This is a genomic window from Lacibacter sp. H407 (assembly GCF_037892605.1).
In the GTDB taxonomy this organism is placed as follows: Bacteria; Bacteroidota; Bacteroidia; order Chitinophagales; family Chitinophagaceae; genus Lacibacter.
This window is the reverse complement of sequence record NZ_JBBKTU010000001.1, coordinates 521463-537249: the sequence shown is the minus strand read 5'-3', so window position 1 is coordinate 537249 and position 15787 is coordinate 521463. Positions and strand designations below refer to the sequence as shown.

Below are 15787 nucleotides of genomic sequence, written 5' to 3'. Positions count from 1 at the left end.
CAAAATGGAAAACTTTCAACTGAATAAATAAGTACTTTGTAAGTATGAGCAGTAAATGGAGTACACGTAAATGGGTGGTCATTGGATTACATATTTTATTTTGGGCATTGTTCCTTGCCGCTCCTTTTTTATTGCGCCCGGTTGGAGATGTAAATAAATCACCACATTCTGAAGAGCAGCTTTACGGCATGTACTATCTGCATTTTCTGAAGAATATCCTTTGGATTGCCCTGTTTTATGTGAATGCTTATTTTCTGATCCCATCAATTTTTTATCAAAAAAAGTACAAGCGCTATACGCTTATTATGCTTTCTGCTTTTTTATTGATCGGCTTGGCCGACAGGTTGATGTTTGATCTTTTTATTAAAGGGATCGCTTATAAACCCAGGAATTTTATTGTGTTTAATCTTCCTGTTTTTGTCTTCATCTTTTTATCAAGTTCAGCTTTTCGTATTATACGTGACCGGGTTATTGAGGACCAGGAGAAGCAGGAAACGCAAAACGAAAACCTTAAAACAGAATTGTCTTTTTTACGTTCGCAGATAAGCCCGCACTTCATGTTTAATATTTTAAATAACATGGTGGCGTTAGCAAGAAAGAAGTCGGATATACTCGAACCATCACTCATTAAACTCTCATCGTTGCTTCGGTATATGTTATACGAAACAGATGAAGACAAAGTATTACTTGATAAAGAAGTGGAATACCTGCAAAGTTATATCGATCTGCAACGTTTACGTTTTGGTAAGAATATGCAGATCAATACACAATTACAACAAGCATCTTTTGCCTATACGATTGAGCCAATGTTGTTGATCCCTTTTGTAGAAAATGCATTCAAGCATGGTGTTGGTTTAATTGAAGATGCACAAATTGATATTGATCTGAAAGTAGAGAAAGATCAATTGTATTTTTCTGTGCGGAATAAGTACAATGATACAAACATAGATGAACCGAAAGATAAAACTTCGGGTATTGGATTGGCAAATGTGAAAAGACGTTTAAATTTATTATACCATCAGGATCATGTCTTGAGTATTGATAAACAAGATGGTTGGTTCACTGTTTCACTTCAATTAAAACTGCATTAATGCTCCGTTGTATTGCAATAGATGATGAAGAATTGGCGCTTGAACTGTTGGTAGATAATATCAGCAAAGTTCCTTTTCTGCAATTGGTAGCAGCCTGCAACAATCCGTTGGAAGCTTTGCGCATTATGCAGCAGGAGCAGGTTGATCTTGTATTCATCGATATACAAATGCCCGGTCTTAATGGGTTGCAGTTTATTCAGAGCAGTCCGCAGCAATGCATGTTCATCTTAATAACAGCGTATGAAAAGTATGCGTTGGAAGGATATAACCTTAACGTGGTTGATTACTTATTAAAACCAGTTGAACTCAATCGTTTTATACAAGCTTGTAACAAAGCCAATGAACTGCATCAGTTAAAGCAAAAGCCGAAACAGGAATCGGTGCAGCAGGATTATTTCTTTGTGAATGTGGAGTACAGTCTGCACAAAGTTGAAAAGACCGACATCACCTGGATCGAAAGCCTGAAGGATTATATCAAGATCCATCTCAAAAGCTCGCCGAAGCCTGTTATTACCCGTATGAGTTTAAAAGCAGTTGAAGAGCAACTGCCAGCCAATCAATTTGTACGTATCCATAAATCATTTATTGTGGCTGTTCCGGCTATTACTTCTATTCGCAAAAGCAGTGTATTTATTCAGGATGCAGAACTCCCCATCAGCGATAATTTCAGGGATAAACTCTTTGCCCTGATCGGTCGTGCTGAATAGATTCTTTCTCTCTTTCAGATTTCGTCGCATCATTTCCCGCTGTTGTCTCATTTGCCCTAGTCAAGGCTTTCCACCAAATTACTTTTGCTGCATAAATTATCAAAAATGAAAAAGTTTATTCTGGCGTTTGTGGCAATTGTTACAGTGAATTTGGTAAATGCACAAATGCCCGGTGGCACAATGGCTGGCGGAGTTAAGCAAGCACCTCCAAGTATTGGTCGTATCTATGGCAAACTGGTCGATAGTACCGGTAAGGCAATTGACGGGGCTTCTGTAATGGTGCTTCAAAGCAAATACGATAGCACAACAAAGAAAAGAAAAGATGTTTTGTTAAAAGGAACCATCAGTTCAGCGAATGGTGATTTTAATATTGAACAGTTGCCCATCATGGGACCGTTGAAAATAACGATATCGGCAAGCGGGTTTGAAGCATATACACAAACTGTAGCATTTCAACCAAAGATGCCGGCAGCTGGCGCACAAGCAAAACCGGGACAAATGCCGGATATGAGTGCAATGGCTTCTGCCTTTGAAAAAGATCTCGGTAAAGTGAGTTTAATGAAATCAGTGAAAGAATTATCAGAGGTTGTTGTAACAGCAACAAAGGGTCGATTGAAAATGGATATTGATAAAAAAGTATTTAGTGTTGATCAGAATATTGTAAGTGCAGGTGGTACAGCGGTGGATGTGATGAAGAACGTCCCTTCTGTAAATGTTGATATAGATGGAAATGTAACCTTGCGTAATGCATCGCCACAAATTTATATTGATGGTCGTCCAACTACGTTAACGCTTGATCAAATCCCTGCAGATGCAATTGAAAGTGTAGAGATCATTACCAATCCTTCTGCAAAGTTTGATGCGTCAGGTGGTAATGCCGGTATCCTCAACATCGTTTTAAAGAAGAATAAAAAGAATGGGTACAATGGTAATGTGAATGTGGGTGTAGATAAACGTGGTGCTATTAACGGTGGCGCAAGTTTAAATCTGCGTCAGCAAAAGTTTAATCTTTCGCTCAGCGCATTCAGTAACCAAATGAAAAACCGTACAACAAGTTCTACTGATATCACCAGTTTGCTTACAACTCCTAATATCCTTGTGAATCAAACGGGCAATACTACAATGAATGGTGGTTTTCTGTTTGGCCGTGCAGGTGTCGATTATTTTGCAACCAATCGTTTAACGCTTTCGTTATCGGGCGTACGAGTACATGGCGAATTTAACCCGGGCTCTGTATTGAAAACAGATAGTACTTACAGCAATGGATCTTATATCAGTTACAGCAATCGTTCAACTGCAACGAAGAGAGAGTTTAATGCAACAGGTGTGCAAGGCGGCTTCAAATATTTATTTCCGAAAGAAGGAGAAGAGTTGACAGGCGATTTCAATATTTTTAGTGGAACAAACACTAACAGTCTTAATTACAATACTGGTATCTATACGTCAGATGGAGGTACAAAAACAGGAACGTTGTTGCAGCAGATCCTTGGTAACGGCACTAACAACTTTATTACCATTCAAACAGATTATGTAAAACCGTTTGGTAAAGCTGGTAAAATCGAAACTGGTGCAAGGGTGCAGTTGCGAACAATGACGAATAACCAGGAAAATTACATGTTAAATAACTCTACAAACGAGTATGTAGTGATCCCAAACGCAACAAGTAATTACAAAAACAAAGACAATGTGTATGCTGCTTATCTTTCGGTAGGTAATCAGATAAATAACTTCGGTTATAAGGTCGGTTTACGTGCAGAAAGTTCTGACTACACTGGTGAGTTAACTGATACCAAACAAACTTTCAGCAATAAGTACCCGTTGAGTTTATTTCCTTCGTTGTTCTTAAGTCAGAAGTTGAGTGATAAACAAGAGTTGCAATTCAGTGTAACACGGCGAGTAAACCGTCCGTTCTTTATGCAGGTGATTCCATTTATTGATTCAACTGATCAATTGAACTGGAGCAGAGGTAATGCAGCATTGAAGCCTGAGTTTACGAATTCAGCAGAAGTATCTTACTCAAAAAGTTTCAAAGGAGGGAATATGCTTTTGGTTTCAGCATACTACAAATACAGCACTAATTTAATTACACGTTTCCTCGATACAGTTACATTGGCATCCGGAGAAAAACGTCCATTGAGTACATATCAGAATGCACAATCAAGCCAATCCTATGGTATTGAATTCACCACACAGAACACCGTTACAAAATGGTGGGATCTGAATTCAAACCTCAACATTTATAATTCAAAGATCAATACAGACAATATTACAGGTACATCACAAGCTGCTATGTGGAGCTGGTTTGCAAAGCTGAACAATAACTTTAAGCTACCTGCTGATTTTAAACTGCAGTTATCAGCTACGTATCAATCAAAAACAAATTTACCGGTGAACCAGAATAGTGGTATGGGTGGTCCGCCGATGGGTGGTGGTGCACAAAGTGCAGCGCAAGGTTATATTAAAGCGAACTATGGTATTGATGCTGCTATTTCAAAAAGCTTCCTCAAGAACAAAGCAGCAACAGTAACCTTTAACGTAAACGATATTTTCGGAACAAGAAAGTTCGATCAGTATTCGGCAAGTTCATTCTACATCCAGAACAGCTACCGGTTAAACGATGTGCCGATGTTCCGTATCAACCTTGCTTACAAGTTCGGGCAAATGGATATGTCGCTCTTCAAGCGTAAAAATATGAAAGCCGAAAGCGAAGGTTCGCAAGGCGCTATGCAGGGAATGCAGTAAGATGATAGATTGATGAGATGTTCAACCCTGTGTACTTGTTGCGCAGGGTTCTTTTTTATATGTAAAACGAAATTTTAATCTTATTTTTAAGTGTACAAAGTCGTTGTTTCTTCCATCTTTAACCGATCATTTTCAAACATTAAACCTTCATTCATGGAACAAAACTTTGCAAATTCAGGCGAGATCAGGTACGCACAGGTAAGCAGCGACGAACGATCCATCGCTATTCTTACACATGTATTATCGATCTTCTTTTCCATCATCCCCGCTTTAATTATTTATCTCGTAAAAAAAGATGAATCACGTTATGTGGGTGAACATGCGAAAGAAGCATTGAATTTCGGGATCAGCATGTTCATTTACTGCATCATCTGCATACCATTGATCTTTTTAATTATTGGTATTTTCCTGTTGATCGCTATCGGGATAGGTTCGCTCATCCTCTATATTATTGCAGCGGTAAAAGCGGCCGACGATGTGTTGTATCGCTATCCTTTTACCATCCGTTTCATCAAGTAGTTTTACTTTTTTTAAGTTAATTCATTGATAAAGGCTTTCATAAACGAAAGCCTTTATTAATTTTGGTATTCCAATTGTTCCAATTCTATGACACATTGTATTATTCAATAAAAACCGAAACTTTATGAAACAAGTTCTACTCTTGATTTCTCTCTCACTACTGATCAATTCCTGTGCAAGGAAAAAAATGATGGAAAGGGTACAGCAATACAACATCCGCACCATCGCTATTCTCCCGGCACAACTCGAAGTAACAGGTAACATTCCAAAGAAATTAACACCTGAACAGGTGCAGGAGATCATCAACAGAAACACTGTTTTTCTGAACCGTGCATTATACATTGATCTGGTGCAGTATGTTGATACCCGCCTTCGTCGTTATTCGCAGGTACAATTCCAAAGTTCAGAGCGTACAAAAAAACTTTTGGAAGAAAAAGGGATTACTGATTCTGCTTCCTGGCAAATGGATCCAATGGAGCTTTCAAAAATACTGGGTGTTGATGCAGTGGTATCAACCAAAGTAACACAAAATCATATTCTCAGTGATGAAGTAGCGTTAGGTGTTGATGTGGTAGGCGGAATCCTTAATCGCACCATTCCCGGCATTGGTGTTCCTACTGGTATGGCCCGCACAAGCGATATGTTTGTGAGCAGCGCATTGGTACGTGATGGGTATACGGTATGGAGCACACGCTTTACCAATCAAACCGATTGGAACTATCCGTTTCAACAATCCATTCAAAGTGTAACAAGAGCGATAGCAAGAAGATTTCCGCTGTAAGTTTAGCTGTTAATAAAAATTACGACAATAAAAAAGTCGCCCTGCTTTCAAAACAGGGCGACTTTTTTTATGGATAGAATCAGATTAATCCCAACCTTTCTTTGCAGTTCCGGCAGCGATAGCAGCAAGTGCTTTTGCTTCACCTAACAAAGCAGTAAGCTTGTTACCTTTTCCATCATCACCTTTAGCAATGTATCCGCCTTTTGCAGTACGCTCAACAACTGCATTCTGGATAGGAACATTTTTTTCTTTCGTTTTTACATTATACGCTGTTAATTGCATAGTTTAATTTTTTTGGGGGTTAGTTAAAAATCCGGCCTCCGGTTCAGGCTAAAGTACAGATTTTCGCCAAAAACGGGCCAAAATGCTTTCCACAAGATATTAGTCATTGAAAATCAACGAAAAAGCGGCCCAAAGGCCGCTTCTATCTCAAAATAATCAGATTCATTTCCCCCTGAAACAGCCTGAAACTTATACGTCGATATTGGCGTATTTCGCATGTGTTTCAATAAACTCTCGGCGTGGGGCCACCTCGTCGCCCATCAACATGCTGAACACACGGTCGGCTTCTGCAGCACTTTCAATCGTTACCCGCTTCAATGCACGGGTGCCGGGATTCATCGTGGTTTCCCATAACTGATCAGCATTCATTTCACCCAAACCTTTGTAACGCTGTACGCCTACGCTGTCTTCCTTGCCTGCTCCAAACTGAAGTACAAATGCTTTGCGTTCTTCTTCGTTCCAAGCATACGCCATGTCTTTTCCTTTCTTTACCTGGTATAACGGCGGCTGTGCAAGATAGAGATAGCCTTGTTCAACAATAGCTGTCATATAGCGGAAGAAGAAAGTGAGGATCAATGTGGCGATGTGACTACCATCCACGTCGGCATCCGTCATGATAATGATCTTATGATAACGAAGCTTACTGATGTCTAATGCTTTTGGATCTTCCGGTGTGCCCATCTTTACGCCAAGGGCAGTAAACATGTTGCGGATCTCTTCGTTGTCGTAGATCTTGTGTTCCATTGCTTTTTCAACGTTGAGGATTTTACCTCTCAACGGTAGAATAGCCTGGAAGCTACGGTCACGGCCTTGCTTGGCAGTACCGCCCGCCGAATCTCCTTCGACTAAATATAATTCGCAACGTTCAGGATCACGATCAGAACAATCGGCCAGTTTACCGGGTAACCCGCCACCGCTTAAAACGGTTTTACGTTGCACCAGTTCACGTGCTTTTTTTGCTGCTGCTCTTGCCTGTGCTGCCAGAATAATTTTTTGAACGATGTTCTTTGCTTCACGTGGATTTTCTTCGAGATAAGCCTCAAGCGTACGGCTTACGGATGTTTCAACAATACCACTTACTTCACTATTACCAAGTTTTGTTTTTGTTTGTCCTTCAAACTGCGGTTCAGGAACCTTCACCGAAATGATGGCTGTTAAACCTTCACGAAAATCATCACCTTCCACATCTACCTTGGCTCTTTCAAACAGGCCTTCTTTTTTTCCGTACGATGTGAACACCCTGGTGATTGATCTGCGGAAGCCGGTTACATGTGTACCGCCTTCAATGGTGTTAATGTTATTTACGTATGAAAAAATATGTTCACTGTACGAATCATTATACACCATCGCAACTTCTACTGCCACATTGCTCTCTTGGTCGTGGCCATCCATGTAGATCACCAAAGGCAGAAGCGGACTACGCTTTCCGTTCTTCTCGATCAATTCAACAAATTCAGTGATGCCACCTTCGCTGAAAAACGTATTGGTATAGGTTGCGCCATTATCATCTACTTCACGAAGATCGTTGAGGATAATGCGGATGCCCTTGTTCAAAAATGATAATTCACGTAAACGTGCTTCCAGTATTTCTTTCTTGTAAACAGAAGCAGTGAAGATGGTTGTATCGGGCCAGAAATGAACTCTTGTACCTGTAATATCGCTTACACCTGCTTCACGAACGGGATATTGCGGAACACCAATGCGGTACTCCTGCTCAAATATTTTTCCTTCACGTTGAACTGTTACCTGAAGCTTGGATGACAATGCGTTTACACAACTAACACCCACACCATGCAAACCACCGGATACTTTGTAAGAACCTTTGTCGAATTTACCACCGGCATGCAATACCGTCATTACAACTTCAAGAGCAGAACGCTTTTCTTTTGTATGCATGGCAGTGGGAATACCACGACCATCATCCTGCACACTGATGCTGTTATCTTCATGAATGTTTACCGTAATGTTTTTACAGTAACCTGCTAATGCCTCATCAATAGAGTTATCAACCACTTCATACACGAGGTGGTGTAAACCTTTTTCACTGATATCGCCAATATACATGGCCGGTCGTTTACGAACCGCTTCTAAACCTTCTAAAACCTGGATACTGTCGGCGCCATAACCTGCATTTTGTGCTGCTGCGCTCAGGGCTTTTTCCTGTAGATCTGTTAACTCTGTGCTCATATAATGTTTCTCAAAAAATCTGATTGGGAGTGGTGAAAATATATTCGGACAAATGTACGGAAAAGGCAGCGGTTGAAGCGTTTTTGCAACCTGATTTTAGCCCAAGAAATCCACAATTTCCAGCCTGAAAATGAAGTGGTTAAACCGCATTTGGGAATAACTCACAATTGGTTGTTTTTGCATGGCTTAAAGAGCCGATCAAAACATGACAAAACTCTGTCAAATGACAGGCATTTCAGGACGTTACAGCACTTAACTTTGCCGCTGATGCAGCAGTTGAACGATTTACTAACATTGGCACACAAGCACCCGCTCATGACACATGAGCTGGAATTGTTGTTTGAGCAGGAAAAACAGATTCCCGGCTCGGTGCAGTATAGTATTCAACGGTATCAATTACAACAGCAATGGAATATGGAAGATGTGGGCATGCTGGCGTATAATTATGAACCAAAGCTTGCCAAAGACAAAAGTATTGAGCTGCGGTTTTGTATCTCAGGCAACCGGTATTGTACAAACGAGCAATGCACAAACGGTATTTGCAAAAAACAATCGGCTGTATGTAAAGAACCCGTTGCTACGTTTGATGTATTCAGTTTTCGTTATTCAGCAGCTTATCTCAGCCAGTTTGTAAAAGGAAAGACCATCCAGACAAAAAGCGATCAGATCCTTGCATTCAAACAAAAACAATCGTTTTATACCGTTGTAAATCTTTGCAACCGTACAAAAGGAATTCTGGAGAATCTGTTACAGCATAATTACAGCGATACACTCGAAAATATATTTGTCAACAGTCAGTTACAAACATTACTTCTTTATGGTCTTGAATGTTTGGTAGAAGAAAAGCAGGAAGAGACCTTCTCTTGTAAATTTTTGGCGAATGAAGCTGACCGGGAAAAGATCAACATGGCCCGTGAAGTACTGTTGCAACGCATTGGCGATCCCATCACTATTAAAGAACTAAGCCGTAAAGTTGGTACCAATGAATGTTATTTAAAGAAAGGGTTCAAGGAAATGTTTGGTACAACTGTGTTTGATTTTTATCAAAGCCAACGGATGGAACATGCCAAATATCTTTTGTACGATAAAGGACTAAGCGTAACAGATGTAAGTGCAATGCTTGGTTACTCTTCTATTTCACATTTCTCTACTGCGTTTAAAAAGCATACCGGCTTAAAGCCTTGTGAGTTGTTGTTCCGCTAATAACACTCGTAAGTATTTTCCTTTCTTTTATTCTCTTTCCGTTTTGCGTAAATGCTTTTCCTCATTCTGTAAATGATTTGGAATGGCATGATCCAAATTTGCATCTTATAAAAACACATAATACATAAGATCAATGGAACGGAAATTAAGGACCAAACTAATTATTCTCTTTACACTTTTTACATCAACTATATGTGCACAGCAGATTATCAACACCGGATTAACTACAAGTCAGCAAAACAGCCAGGTGACTCCGGGGGTTGCACAGCAAACGATCAAAGGCATTGTTACAACTGTTGATGGGAAGGCTGCAGAACATGTGAGTATTGTATTGAAGGAGATCAATAAAGGAACCATTACACTTGAAGACGGCTCTTACAGAATAGGTAATGTACCGGTTGGCGAATACACCATGATCGTGTCTTTCACAGGCCTTCAAACAATTGAAAAGAAAATACAGGTAACTGAAAACGAAGTGCTCACAAGCAATTTTATCCTAAAGGAAAATGCGAAGGAACTGAATGAGATCGTGATCGCCTATTTCAGAGGCGTGAATGATAGGGCAACCGTGTTTGGCAAATCGGCTATTAAACCAATGGACCTGCCTCAAGCGATTGCATCCGTAAGTGAAGTGGTGATGAAAGATCAGCAGGCGCAACGTTTGAGTGACGTGGTGAGAAACGTAAACGGTGTGTACCTCAGCACAACAAGAGCCAGCACACAGGAAAGTTTTTCGGCAAGAGGTTATGGCTTTTCATCAACCAATATGTTTCGTAATGGTTCAAGGGTTAACAGCGGTGCAATGCCCGAGATCAGTTCATTAGAAAGCGTGGAAATCTTAAAAGGAGGCGCTGCTATTTTATATGGTAATGTATCACCCGGTGGCGTATTGAATATGGTTACCAAAAAACCAAAGTTTGAATTTGGCGGCGAAGTAAGTGTTCGTGCAGGAAGTTTCAACTTGTGGAAACCAACATTTGATGTGTACGGACCCATCAGTAAAAAAGTAGCGTATCGTATAAACGGAACGTTTGAATCAACTGATAGCTACCGGGATAATGTATCATCTGCACGTTATTATATTAATCCTTCTTTCCTTTTCAAGCTTGGTAAAAAAACGGAGCTGATTGTGGAAGGCGATTATTTAAAGCATGATTTTACACCTGATTTTGGTATTGGCTCATTAGGCAATACTGTAATTCCCGATGTGCCACGCTCACGTTTCATGGGAACTGATTGGCAGTATAATATTACACAGCAAAGCACCGCATCTGCAACCATCAAACATGCCTTCAATAACAACTGGCAATTGAGTAGTGTTGTTTCTTATCAAAACTTTGATCGTGATTATTATTCAGTAGAACGGATTCAGGCAAAAGCAAATGGCGACTGGGGACGTCCGCTGGGGCGTATTGATACAAAAGAAAATTATTTTACAGGTCAGGTCAACCTCAATGGAAAATTTAAAACAGGTTCAATTGAACATACCTTTTTAGCTGGTGTGGATGCCGACAGCTACGTGACTGAAACTTACAATTACGATATACAAGGAAAGATCTACGATAGCATTAATATCCTTGATCAAAGTAAATTTGTTCGTCGTACCGATATTCCTGTGGCAACAAGAACAACATTTGTACAAACACCGGTAATCAGAGGAGGTGCTTATGTGCAGGATCTTATCAGTATTACAGAAAAACTTAAATTATTGGCAGGTATCCGTTGGTCGCTTCAGGAATCTGTGCCGTCAACAACCACAAATCTTGTAACAGATGCAATTACTAAAGGGAAGCGTAAAGTTGACAGAGCATTTTCTCCCCGCTTCGGGTTGGTATATCGGGTAAAACCAAATGTATCACTCTTTGGAAGTTATTCGAATTCATTTGCGATCAATACCGGCCTCGATGTATTCAACAATGTTTTGCCGGCTTCAATTATTGATCAATATGAAGTAGGCGTGAAGAATATATTCTTCAAAGGCAAATTAACGGTTAACCTCACAGCTTATAAGATCATCAATAATAATCTTGCACAAACAGCACAGTTCGATCAGAATGGTAATCCGAACAACAACAGCAATCTGAAAGAACTTACAGGACAAACAACCAGCAATGGTATTGAGCTGGATGTTACAGGGCATTTCATAAAAGGGTTGTCAATGATGGCAGGATACAGCTACAACGATATGCGTTACACCAACACGCCTGACAAAACAGGAAGTTATATTGAAGGCGATCGACTGGTAAATATTCCGGCGCATACTGCAAATGCAAGTGCATTCTACACATTTAGCGAAGGAGCCTTGAAGCGGCTGAAGCTGGGTATTGGAGTATTTTACATCGGCGATCGTATTGGTGGATGGAATAATACCCAAGGTCAGGCGCAGAACTATTCCCGTATGATTCCTGTAGAAGCGTTTACAACCGTTGATATAACTGCGGGCTACAGTATCAAGCGTTTTTCTTTACTTGCAAAAGTTTCAAACCTTACAAACGTTTTAAATTACTACGTGCATGAAAATTATAGCATCAACCCAATTGCCCCACGTCAGTTTGTGGCTACGGTTGCCTATAAATTTTAAGCAAGAAAAATAACTAAACAACGTCAAAAAGGGACTCGTAGCAATGCGATCCCTTTTTGACATACTAAACAAATCGTAAAAGAAGATAATCGAGAAAAAAAATGGCCAAAATAACCACACAAAAAACCAGTTGGCAACGAATAAGAAAGTTCTTCAATGACATACATCTCTGGTTGGGACTCAGCAGTGCATTAATTGTAATTGCTGTTTGTTTCAGCGGAACCGTTTATGTGTTCAATACAGAGCTTACTGAAAAAGCAGCGCCGCATTTATACAAAGTACAACCTGTAGCAGGTAAAGAACGTATTCCTGTTGATTCGTTAGTAGAGAAAGTAAAACAGGAAACAGGTGGCACTATAGCAAGTGTAACGATTCCCGCAGAGTTAAACCGTACTTATCAATTCAATGTAAAGAAGAAAGAGGATAGCACAGCAAGAGGTGGTACAACCTATATGGTAAATCCATACACAGGTGCAATTGTTGGTAACTCCAAAGAGAAAAATGGTACAAAAGAATTTATGGGAACGATGTTCAGTTTACATCGTTGGTTGTTGTTGGATAAAGTGAAGAAGCCCATTATCGATGGCGTAGAAAACAGGAAGCTGGGTAGTATGATCACCGGTTGGGCAACCATCATTTTTACATTGGGTTGTATCACAGGTTTGATCATCTGGTTCCCGCAAAAAGTAAGACATTGGCGACAAGGATTAAAAATAAAATGGAATGCAGGATGGAAACGTGTGAATCATGACTTGCACAACAGTCTTGCATTTTATTCATTGATCTTTTTATTGCTGATGGGATTGACCGGTCCGCAATGGTCGTTTGAATGGTACAGAACTGGGTTGCAAAAAACATTGGGTACATATAAGCCGGCTGAAGGAGGAAAAGGAGGAGAACGTAAAGAAGGTGAAGGAAAGAAAGAAGCCGCAGCAGATACAACTGCATTGGCAACTGTTCAATTATCTGTTGCTGATTATGTGAAAGAAGCAGATAAGTTATTAGCGTATAATGGAAATTATGTGATCACTTTGCCTGCAGATGCAGATGCAAAAACAATGATCAGCAAAACAAAGCTTGGCTTTTTTGCTCCTGCTGCTGGTGACAGAATCACCATGGATCCCAAGAATGGGAAAGTGGTGAAGCTGGATATCTTTAAAAAGAAGCCATTTAATGAACGTGTGGCCGGTTCAATTAAAGCGATTCATGTTGGTAACGTATATGGTACGTTTACCAAGATCCTTTATTTCCTCGCTTGTTTGATCGCAACAAGTTTGCCGATCACAGGAACAATGATCTGGTTGAATAAAATGAAGAAGAAAACGAAAAGTAAAAAAGAAGAACCTGTTGTTGCATTAACAGGCGATGAAAAAGTAGCATAACAAAAAGGGGCTGAATTTCAGCCCCTTTTTATTTATAGCTCCTGTAAACTTTCTTTTGTTGCTGCAATGGTCTTATCTAAATCTTCATACGTTAATGCATTGTTGAGGAACCAGCTTTCAAAAGCAGATGGTGGTAAGTACACACCACGCTTCAGCATCGCATGAAAATACTTTTTGAATAACTCGTTGTTGGCTGATGCTGCTGTAGCAAAATCAACCACAGCATGATCGCTGAAGTGAATGCTGATCATTGAACCGAGTTGATTAATGATGTATGGTTGTCCCCATGCTTTTAATACTTCGTTCAACCCATCACGTAAATAGATCGTTTTCTCTTCAAGTTCTATAAAAATAGAAGGATTGTTCTTTAGTTCAGTCAGTAACGTGAAGCCGGCAATCATAGCAATAGGATTACCACTCAATGTTCCTGCCTGGTACACATTTCCCAATGGAGCAATATGCTGCATAATTTCTTTCTTACCACCAAATGCACCTACAGGCATACCGCCGCCGATTACTTTTCCATAAGTAACAAGATCAGCTTTAATACCGAGACGTTCCTGCGCACCACCGGGCGCTAAGCGGAAACCTGTCATCACTTCATCAAAAATGAAAACGATTCCTTCTTCATCACACAACTTTCTTAATCCTTCATGAAAACCAGCCTTTGGTAAAATGCAACCCATGTTCCCTGCAACAGGTTCAACTATGATCGCTGCAATTTCTCCTTTGTGTTCTGCTGCTAATTTTTTTACTGCATCAAGGTCATTATATGCTGCCGTTAATGTATCGTTCGCTACACCTGCCGTTACACCAGGCACTGTTTGAATGTTAAACGTTGCAACGCCACTTCCTGCTTTCACCAAAAATGAATCAGCATGACCGTGATAATGTCCTTCGAACTTGATGATCTTATTTCTTCCGGTATAACCTCTGGCCAAACGAACTGCACTCATACAAGCTTCGGTACCGCTGCTAACCATACGGATCATATCGACGTTTGGTACCATACTCAAAATGAGTTCGGCCATTTCAATTTCCAATTCTGTTGGTGCACCGAACGAAGTTGAATCAAGCGCTTTTTCCTGGATGGCTTTTACAATTGGTTCATGTGCATGACCAAGGATCATTGGTCCCCACGAAGCAATGTAATCGATGTATTGATTACCATCTGCATCATACATGTAAGCACCTTTTGCTTTTTGCATAAACAAGGGCGTACCGCCTACACTTTTAAATGCACGTACCGGTGAGTTAACTCCGCCTGGAATACTTTTTTGTGCCCGTTCGAATAGTTCTTTGCTTTTTTCGTACATCTCTTTATGTTTTGCCTTACTGGCCTGTAATTCTAATAAAATCTTTCGCAAAATAGGTAGCGATCAGATCTGCACCTGCACGTTTGATCGAAGTCAATACTTCCATGATTGCTTTGTCTTCGTTGATCCAGCCTTTTTCTGCAGCTGCTTTGATCATGGCATATTCACCGCTGATATTATATGCACTCACCGGAACATTCACTGCGTTCTTCACCTCACGAATGATATCTAAATAACTCAATGCAGGTTTTACCATTACAATATCAGCACCTTCTTCCACATCCATCAACGTTTCTTTGATGGCTTCAATTCGATTGGAATAATCCATCTGGTATGTTTTCTTATCACCAAAGCCGGGTGCACTATCGAGTGCATCACGGAAGGGGCCATAAAAACAGGAAGCATATTTTGCACTGTAGCTCATGATGCCTGTGTTGATGAAATTATTTTCTTCAAGTCCTTTACGGATAGCACCGATGCGTCCATCCATCATATCACTTGGGGCAACCATATCTGCACCTGCTTCTGCATGACTGATACTCATCTTCACCAGTGCTTCTACTGTTTCATCATTGACGATCTGTCCATCTTTAACAATACCATCATGTCCATAGGAAGAATAAGGATCTAATGCTACATCTGTTATCACATAAATTTCCGGCACAGCATCTTTAATGGCTTTGATGCTGCGTTGCATCAGTCCATCTTTATTCCATGCTTCTTTACCTGTGTTATCTTTTAATTCGTCTTTTGATTTTACAAAGAGCAATACACTTTTCAAACCCATGCTCCAGAGTTCTTTTACTTCCTTCACAGTTACATCTAAACTGTTACGGTAGTAGCCGGGCATGGAAGCGATCTCTGTTCTTACATTCTCGCCTTCATCAATGAAAAGCGGAACAATAAAGTCATTTGCTGTAAGAATCGTTTCACTCACCATGCTTCTGATAGCAGATGATTGACGGGTGATTCTGTTTCTTCTTTGTAAATACATAG

The 15787-nt window shown here is 40.2% G+C and carries 12 protein-coding genes; 8 read left to right on the top strand and 4 right to left on the bottom strand.

Annotation, left to right across the window (positions count from 1 at the left end; genetic code table 11):
* Positions 1 to 44: 44 nt before the first annotated feature.
* The 5 genes from WG989_RS02300 (at position 45) to WG989_RS02280 (ending at position 5840) form a co-directional block, all read left to right on the top strand.
* Positions 45 to 1091 (top strand): sensor histidine kinase, encoded by a 1047-nt coding sequence (locus tag WG989_RS02300; RefSeq protein ID WP_340427062.1) that lies wholly within the window; start codon positions 45 to 47, stop codon positions 1089 to 1091.
* Positions 1091 to 1798, top strand: coding sequence for a LytR/AlgR family response regulator transcription factor (locus tag WG989_RS02295; protein ID WP_340427060.1), 708 nt, complete (start codon positions 1091 to 1093; stop codon positions 1796 to 1798). The genes WG989_RS02300 and WG989_RS02295 overlap by 1 nt, the downstream gene beginning before the upstream one ends.
* 105 nt (positions 1799 to 1903) lie before the next feature.
* Positions 1904 to 4540, top strand: coding sequence for an outer membrane beta-barrel protein (locus WG989_RS02290; protein WP_340427058.1), 2637 nt, complete (start codon positions 1904 to 1906; stop codon positions 4538 to 4540).
* A gap of 153 nt (positions 4541 to 4693) precedes the next feature.
* The gene (locus WG989_RS02285) at positions 4694 to 5059 is read left to right on the top strand and encodes a DUF4870 domain-containing protein (RefSeq protein WP_340427056.1); all 366 of its coding nucleotides are present in this window, start codon (positions 4694 to 4696) and stop codon (positions 5057 to 5059) included.
* A gap of 124 nt (positions 5060 to 5183) precedes the next feature.
* Entirely contained in the window at positions 5184 to 5840 is a 657-nt protein-coding gene (locus tag WG989_RS02280) for a hypothetical protein (protein ID WP_340427055.1), read from the top strand.
* Between the two features lie 84 nt (positions 5841 to 5924).
* On the opposite strand, the gene WG989_RS02275 is transcribed toward WG989_RS02280, so the two are convergent.
* Both WG989_RS02275 and gyrB read right to left on the bottom strand, forming a co-directional pair.
* On the bottom strand, positions 5925 to 6122 hold the full coding sequence (locus WG989_RS02275; protein ID WP_340427054.1) for a hypothetical protein: 198 nt from the start codon (positions 6120 to 6122) through the stop codon (positions 5925 to 5927).
* Between the two features lie 189 nt (positions 6123 to 6311).
* Entirely contained in the window at positions 6312 to 8309 is a 1998-nt protein-coding gene (gene gyrB, locus WG989_RS02270) for a DNA topoisomerase (ATP-hydrolyzing) subunit B (protein WP_340427052.1), read from the bottom strand.
* A gap of 267 nt (positions 8310 to 8576) precedes the next feature.
* On the opposite strand from gyrB, the gene WG989_RS02265 reads away from it, so the two are divergent.
* The 3 genes from WG989_RS02265 to WG989_RS02255 all read left to right on the top strand — a co-directional run bounded on the left by WG989_RS02265 (position 8577) and on the right by WG989_RS02255 (position 13475).
* Positions 8577 to 9512, top strand: coding sequence for a helix-turn-helix domain-containing protein (locus WG989_RS02265; RefSeq protein WP_340427050.1), 936 nt, complete (start codon positions 8577 to 8579; stop codon positions 9510 to 9512).
* A 133-nt stretch (positions 9513 to 9645) separates the two neighbouring features.
* Entirely contained in the window at positions 9646 to 12093 is a 2448-nt protein-coding gene (locus WG989_RS02260; RefSeq protein WP_340427049.1) for a TonB-dependent siderophore receptor, read from the top strand.
* 101 nt (positions 12094 to 12194) lie between these two features.
* A complete protein-coding gene (locus WG989_RS02255; protein ID WP_340427048.1) occupies positions 12195 to 13475 on the top strand; it encodes a PepSY-associated TM helix domain-containing protein in 1281 nt (426 codons plus the stop codon).
* Between the two features lie 32 nt (positions 13476 to 13507).
* Here the strand turns inward: WG989_RS02255 and hemL are convergent, their stop codons facing one another.
* Both hemL and hemB read right to left on the bottom strand, forming a co-directional pair.
* The gene (gene hemL / locus WG989_RS02250) at positions 13508 to 14791 is read right to left on the bottom strand and encodes a glutamate-1-semialdehyde 2,1-aminomutase (RefSeq protein ID WP_340427047.1); all 1284 of its coding nucleotides are present in this window, start codon (positions 14789 to 14791) and stop codon (positions 13508 to 13510) included.
* 16 nt (positions 14792 to 14807) lie between these two features.
* Positions 14808 to 15785 (bottom strand): porphobilinogen synthase, encoded by a 978-nt coding sequence (gene hemB, locus WG989_RS02245; RefSeq protein ID WP_340427045.1) that lies wholly within the window; start codon positions 15783 to 15785, stop codon positions 14808 to 14810.
* Positions 15786 to 15787: the final 2 nt, after the last annotated feature.